Source organism: Pseudomonas sp. SJZ080 (assembly GCF_007828295.1).
Lineage (GTDB): Bacteria > Pseudomonadota > Gammaproteobacteria > Pseudomonadales > Pseudomonadaceae > Aquipseudomonas > Aquipseudomonas migulae_A.
This window is the reverse complement of sequence record NZ_VIUK01000039.1, coordinates 25,880-34,674: the sequence shown is the minus strand read 5'-3', so window position 1 is coordinate 34,674 and position 8,795 is coordinate 25,880. Positions and strand designations below refer to the sequence as shown.

Genomic DNA, 8,795 nt, shown 5'->3' with positions numbered 1-8,795 from the left:
CGTCACAGTTTCAACAATCAGCTGTCACCGGTAGAGTTTGAAAAGCGTTACGCAGCGAGCCTGGAGAGTGTCTAGAAAACCCGGGGCGATTCAGATCATCTATTTGTTGATAAGGATAGTAACCATGCATCGGCAAGAAAAAATCATTCGCGTAACTTTCAAGGTTTTCCTGCTGTAGAAAGATAAGCCACTAATTTTTTACTCCGACGCCACACATATTGTCGGCAGCGGGCATTTAAAAGACCAGGGCCCGCTACGGGAAAAAAACCTCCTTCTTGCAACTTGAATGTAATTCTTACTCTAGGCGCATTCAGAATCAGCGCAGCTTCTGGGGCGAGAATATAGTTTCGTTTAAAATGTTGTATCGCTTCGAGACTGACAACAAAGGCGGATCGTCGTGAACATTGAACTATGTCGCTTCTCAACCAGCCAAGGCGTACCATTGCGTAAGCTACCTCTTCCTTGACACCTAACATTTTTGCTGCGTTGGCAACTGACATACCTTTCTCTTGAGATGAAATATTGACTAATATTTTATTTAGCACCAACTCATTCTGGCTAACCAGCCATTTACCCATACTTATAGTGTCTGAGTCTGCTCTGCAAAACGCAGATATTTCGCCAGACTGAATTGCTCTCACCAACTCCACTAGCCCGCTCGATGTGGGCAGATAGTGCTTAGCAATCTGTGAGATAGTTAAAAAATCTTCGCCCGGACTTGTCAAAAACTCTAACGGCCTGAGCGCAACTATTGAATTGTAGTCAACCAACCACTTTTCTCCAGCACTCGGACAACCTCCAAAAAATCTAAGTACCCCAGCATCTATCAACTGCTCGATACGCTTCCGACTTAGGCTTAACAAACGAGACGTCTCTCGTAAATTAAGAGGTTCATGCCGAACCAAAGAAAGCTTACGAACTTCTTCGATATCAACCACCGCGACCGTTTTCCCACACGGGTACGTGAACTCTCGATCATCAAGCTCGCCAGACAACCTCATCCTTCGGAGAAAGTTTTCAGGTAGCCCAACAGTTCGCGCCGCTTGATTGTATGGAAGCCAACGATGCGCAAGCAGCGTACATTCGCTTAAACGCCGGTTTCTTATAGCCAGCGGCCCTTCCCAGTACCGAATAACGTACTTTTCGAACTCACTACGAATAAAATCGTAGCACTGGTCGATTAACGACAAATATACATCGTTGTAAATCGGCCCAAATGCTAAACCTAATTTCCATGGATGACTAGAAGCCCTTTGCCTCTTTAAATCAGTGAGTAAACTATGAAACGTTTTAGGCCACCCCAAAAACATCTCGCCAGCAGCAACGGCTAAGTCAGGAGCCACATCCCGAAATACTGTTGAAACGACTATCATATTCATGAAACATTTAAGACTTATTACCCTTACTCCGAGGCGAATGGCTAAAAAATTAAACTGTTGATATGTTAGTGAATCAATACCTTCTAAATTTTTGTCGCGACCGTGTCGAAGACGTTTTTCAAGTTCGGCCGAAATCCAAATTCTGAATTTGTCGACTAGCCTGCCTGGTTCCAACGTCTCAAATACAGGGTGCTGGCATTTATCACAGAACTTTGTGGTAAGGAGTCTTAGAGTAGATTTTTCTTGGCACATGGGGCATTTATATACGAGATTTACATTGTGGACTATGCAGGTCGTATAGAGAGTTAAATCCCATAATTCACGCCAATAGAATCCCCCTGCTAAGCAAACCGGGCAATACTTAATATTTATTAATGACCAGACATTCTGAATATTGAATTGTGGGGCCCGAATTTCTAAGGCCACATCTTTCCAACTTACAGGCCTAATATCCTCATCTAGCCATTTACTCGCTTGTTCATCTGTGAGGTCTTTGAACAATTTTATAACTTCACCATTCCATAGACCATTACAATCCCCCAAGCGATGTAGATAACCAGATAAACTCTCATCGTGCTTAGGTGCAGGATTCACCAACAAATCAAACATAAATATTTTACCTATAGAACCTATCGAAAAAATGAAGCGATCATCAATGCCCGGTGATTACCACCGGGTATTGTTAGTCTTAAGCCGCGATAATGTCGAAGTTTTCGAAAGGTTCACGATCCCTAATCAATGGTTTGAAGTCGAACGCATCACTAAAGGGATTACGTTCCTCAGGCGCAGCACTCCATACTTCATCTTTAAACGCCTCACAAAGTATCGGAAGATTAATACCCTCTGCGTCTCGATGCTGCACCAACCAAACAGATCGATCTATAACTTTGATTAAATAGTCAATCAAACCAAACGAAGCCAGGTAAAAACGGCGGATCATTTCTTTGTCCGAAAAATTAATAGACGCCACCGGCAGCAATTCACGAATACCTTGGAGCAGCATCGCAAACTGTGTCCAACAGGACTCCGTCAGCATGAATCGGTTGTAATCAACTGTGGCAGAGAACCTTCGACGCAGCTGCTCGTTGGCCCAAAGCAGACCTTCAGTCCGCTTCAGACCGACGAGCACGAAAGTAATACTAGTCTCGTTCATCATGCTCTTGATCCAATCTGCGGCTTCGTATGCATCATTACGCTTGTAATCCACGAGATGCTGCGCTTCGTCTAAGACGACCACCTCAACGCCAAGATTGCTTAAAAGTAGAATGATCCTTGCAAATTTCGTTTCTGCAGAGTGACTACGAGAGTCTGCGTAAGGGTCTTTCATCGCCGTCAGCATTGCCGTTGCCAGATTTTTTTTGGTGGGAGAGGATGGAATTTCTACAATGAGTACAGAACGATGTACCCCCTCCTTTCTTTTTGCAGATTCCAACTCTCTAACATACTCTTTGATCAATGTACTTTTCCCCACACCACTTGGCCCTTGTATAACCAGTCCTTTGCTGGTCCCTGTCCGCCGCGTGTCGCCATGGACTTCAATCAGGCGGGTGAGGGCTCGTTCTGCTTGAGGGCTAAGGATGAAGTGGTGACGAAGGGAAAATGGGGCCAGAGTTTCTTTATAATTACTCATGATTTACTCCCCGTGTCTGGACGACGATAAGTAACTTTGAACGGTGTTGCGATACCGGTTGTAATCGGTTTGTCTAGCCAATCCATCTCAGCAGATACGATTTGAGGCTTAGCTGCACGGATCTTCCAGCCGTCCTTATCTAACTTAGCGCGAGCTACTGCCCGACGTGTGCGTAGCTTTTGAGAACGGCGTGCCTGTTCGACATCATCTCTTATGTCGCGATAGCACTGGTGAACTTGCTCGAAACTAGGATTGAGGTTTCCACTCTCTTTAAGAGCTTTTTTTGCCGCTTTCAATAGTTCACGGCTCAACCCGAGCATGCTTTTGTCCTTTATATGAACCTGTAAAAACACATTTCTAAAACGATCGTGAACCCAGACATGGTCGATCTCATCGCGATATCGAACACTTATTTTTTCTTTTGGCTTCAGCCGGGCTCTCAACTCTGAAAGTTCAGGGCAATGGTAACCATAACCATCTATTTCAATACCATAATGATGTACCTGCACCAAACTTCGGCGTGCAAGAATACATTCAAGTGCGTCAGGATCAACGGGCAGCTTGATAAGTCGGCTTGCCTCACCGGCAGCCCATATTTGTGCAGGAGTCTTTCCGTTAAGACCTCGGTGGGGAGTTTGGTGGTAACCATCAACGATCCATTTCACCACGCTGGCTTCAAGCTGAGCGAGTGTGAAGCAAGCGTGCTTCTCTGATTTATAATCACCCTTTTGCTGGATATTGGAAAAAGTCGTGCCTGGTAGGTTATGAATCAATCCCAGATTCTGAGTGCGGAAGAATCTTTCCACTGAACCTTTCAACTCTGGCCCCCTGGATCGAGGGTACATAATCTCGATACCTAGCTCGTTGAATCCAGCGATCAAGTCGTCTGCATGGAATTCGGCGGCATTGTCAGGAACGAGTCGGGCGGGCAGCCCATGAGCACGCCACTCGTTCTGCACCTTAGGAAAGCGTTCTAAAAAAGCCGCCTTAGGACGAATGGAGCGCTCGATGACGCGCAGAACCGTCTCAGTGTTAGGGGCAGCTAAGTGAAGAAGATAGCCCATGATCATGCGGGAAAATTTATCCAGCACGACAGTGATGTAGGGGCGCCCAATCACCAACCCAGTTTCTTCGTCTACCAGCTGCACATCTAACTGGGTATGGTCGATCTCCCATCGATCCAAGATGCCGTCAACAACGAGCACTTCGCCTGCAACCCGGTGTTTTTTGTTGGCAGCATGTTTACCTATTCGATGTATATCCACCTCGTATGGGTCGAGCTTGGCAATGTACCTACGAACAGTCATAGAGCAAGGTTTACTTAGCTGATCCGTTGGAAGGCGCAAAGCGTTTATCTCATCGATTCGTTTTAGATATTCCCCCACTACTACCGAAATTGTGTGCCGTTGTAATTGAAGATATATTTCATCTATCACATTTTTTAATATTTCTTCCAACTCACCAGATATTAAGTTGGACCTCCCCTTTTCAGTATGTTTTGGAATAAGTTTTACAACACTTCCACCTACAAATCTTGAATACCATCTTCTAAGGGTAGAAACAGAAGGAATAGATTCATCTTCGAGATTGGCTGCGACCTGTGCTAATTTTTCTTTCAACGACTCTTTATTAGGTAAAACGGTATGGCCCTCCATTACGCCCTCTAGATATCTACGACGGCGTAAGGCTTCTTCACTGTGTTTCAAAGGGAAACAAGTCAGATCCGGGGCAACGTTCCTTACATGGGGAACCTCCCCTAGATAAGGTTGCTCTTCGCTAATTTCGATTTCCCGTCGTTCATAACCGAGCTGAAACTCATATTCGGTCAACGTAGTGGGTTCGCCCAACTCATCAAAGAAAAGCAAGCGTCTGTCGACTAGCCGTCTTTGAAGCGACATTGTCGTACCATTGATAACAACAACTAACTTCGCCTTAAGCAAAAAGGTTTGCATGGCGATGTCCTCCAGATAGAAAGACCGGTGTTTTGTGAGTCAGCGGCTTTTCCAAGTCGACACCGATGATGCATAGCCCTAGTAAACGCCAAGCTTCCATTTCTCCAAAAACTGACACGACTTCTCCAAACATCTGAGGTTCGTATTTATTCAATTCTAAAAAAACTTGGGCATGATCAGAATGCGAGAGCAAAGGGCCCCGTCGGTGATACAAAATGCTCCTTAAGTTTTTCGCCAGAGGTTCTCGCCAAATCTGACCATCCGTAACTACTGAAAAGCTTCGGTTAGTCGCAGAAAAGTGGACCTTGGCCGCATCCAACTTTTGCTTGACGCTGCTGATCAGAAGCTTTTTCTCTGGCTTCACTTCGAACCACCACTCTCCACCGTTTACAAGAAAAACGCGGAGATCAGGAACGTAATCTACGAACGAATCACCCAATCGAAACCTTTCCCGAGATGGCTGCACTTCATAGCGAAGAACGTCCGGGGATAGCTCGAGTAACCCAAAAAAACCTCCTTCCAGCTGTGACTCCCAGGCCACAGGATGACCATTTTTCAGAGAAGGGAAGTACCCCCTGAAATGACATGAGCTGCGAGTAACTACCTTACGTACTGCCATCGCACACCTCCATAGACGTGCACCGTCGCTGCACCTCGAAAGACGGGTGCAGGCCGGTAATCAAGGACTACAATCGACAGGCAACACTTTCCCGTCGAGCAGCCTCGATAAAGTCGAAATGATGGGAGGGGATTGACAAGAGCCGAAAAAAAGCTGAAATTGCGGTTTCCAGGCCTACAATTCTGCTTCAAATCAGCGCGGTCAAAGCCCCTAGGTTTTGGTCGCGTTTTTACATTTCACACCTCCTGCAATTCATTTTTCCTCTCTGGTTTTATAGCTAACATCATTTACGTTGCTTTCCGTTATACGGTTATCCTCTAAATGCTCTATCTCTAGAAATTCATAATTTGAGATTCGGCCTCAATCAATTTCAGTAAGGTTTTTATTTAACTATCAGAACAGTTTTCACCTGAAGATTCAGGAATTAAATAGTATTCCAGCATGTTAGGAAAATCCATTACTCGCACAAAAAATCCACATATTTTTTGACTTCGCTAACATATGGATGGTCTACCGATAAAACTAACAAGGTATAATGTACTTATACTTAAGCAACGCTGAAACCATCAAACCCATTATAATTCTAGTGCTATTTTTCATATCGCTTATAAATAAAATTGGTAAGTATTTTTCTGTTTAAATCACTGGCTCTAACTCTCTGGTACTTATTCGACATTTTTCAAGTGCAAAAAAAGGCCCGCGGTAAGCGGGCCTTTTTAATATGGTCCTTAACCCTGGAGGTTGTAGAACCATTTATTTGTGAAAATACGCAACTATTCAGTGAACCTACACTGGATCAGAAGTCCAGGTTGGAAACCGCCAAGGCATTGCTTTCGATGAAATCACGACGAGGCTCGACCGCATCACCCATCAGGGTGTTGAAGATCTGGTCCGCGCCAATGGCGTCTTCGATGGTCACTTTGAGCATCCGGCGCTGGCTTGGGTCCATGGTGGTTTCCCACAGCTGATCCGGGTTCATTTCACCCAGACCTTTGTATCGCTGGATGGTGTGACGCTTGGTGCTTTCAGTCATCAGCCATTCAAGAGCTTCCTTGAACTCGGTGACTGGCTTCTTGCGCTCGCCACGCTGGATGTACGCGCCTTCGTCCAGCAAGCTGCTCAGCTGAGCGCCCAAAGAGACTACGGTCTTGTAATCGTTGCTGCCGAAGAAGTCGCGGTTGAAGGTGACGTAGTTCGACAGGCCGTGGGAGATCAACTCGACCTCTGGCAGCCAGACGTTACGTTCACGGTCTTCACGCAGGCTGGCTTTGTAGACCAGACCCGATTTCTCGACGGTACGCAGGCGAACTTCGTACTTGGCCAGCCAATCCTGCATCGCAGCGTGATCGGACAGCTGCTCCATACTCACCGCTGGCAGGTAGATGAAGTGCTCAGTCAACTCCTGTGGGTACAGGCGCGACAGACGCTTGAGAGTCTTCATCACCAGACGGAAGTCGTTCACCAGGCGCTCGAGGGCTTCACCGGAGATACCCGGGGCTTCTTCGTTCAAGTGCAGGCTCGCGTCTTCCAGGGCCGACTGCGTCATGTACTCTTCCATGGCGTCGTCGTCTTTGATGTATTGCTCTTGCTTGCCTTTCTTGACCTTGTACAACGGCGGCTGGGCGATGTAGATGTAGCCACGCTCGATCAGCTCCGGCAGCTGACGGAAGAAGAAGGTCAGCAGCAGGGTACGGATGTGCGAACCGTCGACGTCAGCATCGGTCATGATGATGATGTTGTGATAGCGCAGCTTGTCGATGTTGTACTCGTCGCGGCCGATGCCGCAGCCCAGAGCAGTGATCAAGGTGCCCACTTCTTGCGAAGAGATCATCTTGTCGAAGCGTGCCTTCTCGACGTTCAGGATCTTGCCTTTCAACGGCAGAATGGCCTGGGTCCGACGGTTGCGTCCCTGCTTGGCGGAACCGCCAGCAGAGTCACCTTCCACGAGGTACAGTTCGGAGAGGGCAGGGTCTTTTTCCTGGCAGTCAGCCAGTTTGCCCGGCAGGCCGGCGATGTCCAGCGCGCCTTTACGGCGGGTCATCTCGCGCGCTTTACGCGCCGCTTCACGGGCACGGGCCGCATCGATCATCTTGCCGACGACCAGTTTGGCTTCGTTCGGGTTTTCCAGCAGGAAGTCGGAGAAGTACTTGCCCATTTCCTGTTCGACCGCGGTCTTCACTTCGGAAGACACCAGCTTGTCTTTGGTCTGGGAGCTGAACTTAGGATCCGGCACCTTCACCGAGATGATCGCGGTCAAGCCTTCACGGGCGTCATCACCGGTGGTGGCAACCTTGTGCTTCTTGGCCAGGCCTTCAGCTTCGATGTAAGTGTTCAGGTTACGCGTCAGAGCGGAACGGAAACCCACCAGGTGAGTCCCCCCATCGCGCTGCGGGATGTTGTTGGTGAAGCACAACAGGTTCTCGTTGAAGCTGTCGTTCCATTGCAGGGCGATTTCCACGCCGATGCCGTCTTCACGCTGAATGTTGAAGTGGAACACCTGATTGACTGGAGTCTTGTTGGTGTTCAGGTATTCAACGAACGCACGCAAGCCACCTTCGTACTTGAACAACTCTTCCTTGCCGCTGCGCTCATCCTTGAGGACGATGCCGACACCGGAGTTCAGGAAGGACAGTTCACGAATCCGCTTGGCCAGGATGTCCCAGCTGAAGTGAATGTTCTTGAACGTCTCAGCCGATGGCTTGAAGTGAATTTGGGTCCCCGTGGTTTCGCTTTCGCCAACGATCTTCATGGGTTCTTGCGGAACGCCATGGACGTAAGTCTGTTCCCAGATTTTGCCGCTGCGGCGAACAGTCAGGATCAGTTCTTTGGACAGTGCGTTCACTACCGACACACCCACACCGTGCAGACCGCCGGATACTTTGTAGGAGTTGTCGTCGAACTTACCGCCGGCGTGCAGCACGGTCATGATGACCTCGGCTGCCGAGACGCCTTCTTCTTTGTGCACGTCTACCGGGATGCCACGACCGTTGTCGCGAACGGTGATGGATTCGTCCGGGTGGATGATGATGCTGATGTCGTCGCAATGGCCGGCCAAAGCTTCGTCGATCGAGTTATCGACCACCTCGAACACCATGTGGTGCAGACCGCTGCCATCGTCGGTGTCACCAATGTACATACCGGGACGTTTGCGTACGGCATCCAGGCCTTTCAGCACTTTAATGCTCGTTGAGTCGTACGTATTTTCTTCGCTCAAT

The 8,795-nt window shown here is 48.1% G+C and carries 5 protein-coding genes; all 5 read right to left on the bottom strand.

Annotated features, from left to right (window positions below):
* Positions 1 to 158: 158 nt before the first annotated feature.
* The 5 genes from FBY04_RS30455 to gyrB all read right to left on the bottom strand — a co-directional run bounded on the left by FBY04_RS30455 (position 159) and on the right by gyrB (position 8,794).
* Positions 159 to 1,988: a TniQ family protein gene (locus tag FBY04_RS30455; protein ID WP_145319193.1), complete on the bottom strand. Its 1,830-nt coding sequence runs from the start codon at positions 1,986 to 1,988 to the stop codon at positions 159 to 161.
* Between the two features lie 79 nt (positions 1,989 to 2,067).
* On the bottom strand, positions 2,068 to 3,009 hold the full coding sequence (locus FBY04_RS30450; RefSeq protein WP_145319190.1) for a TniB family NTP-binding protein: 942 nt from the start codon (positions 3,007 to 3,009) through the stop codon (positions 2,068 to 2,070).
* A complete protein-coding gene (locus FBY04_RS30445) occupies positions 3,006 to 4,961 on the bottom strand; it encodes a DDE-type integrase/transposase/recombinase (protein ID WP_145319187.1) in 1,956 nt (651 codons plus the stop codon). The genes FBY04_RS30450 and FBY04_RS30445 overlap by 4 nt, the downstream gene beginning before the upstream one ends.
* Entirely contained in the window at positions 4,942 to 5,580 is a 639-nt protein-coding gene (locus tag FBY04_RS30440) for a TnsA endonuclease N-terminal domain-containing protein (protein WP_145319184.1), read from the bottom strand. Before FBY04_RS30440 ends, FBY04_RS30445 begins: the two co-directional genes overlap by 20 nt.
* 796 nt (positions 5,581 to 6,376) lie before the next feature.
* Positions 6,377 to 8,794, bottom strand: coding sequence for a DNA topoisomerase (ATP-hydrolyzing) subunit B (gene gyrB / locus FBY04_RS30435; protein ID WP_031319202.1), 2,418 nt, complete (start codon positions 8,792 to 8,794; stop codon positions 6,377 to 6,379).
* Position 8,795: the final 1 nt, after the last annotated feature.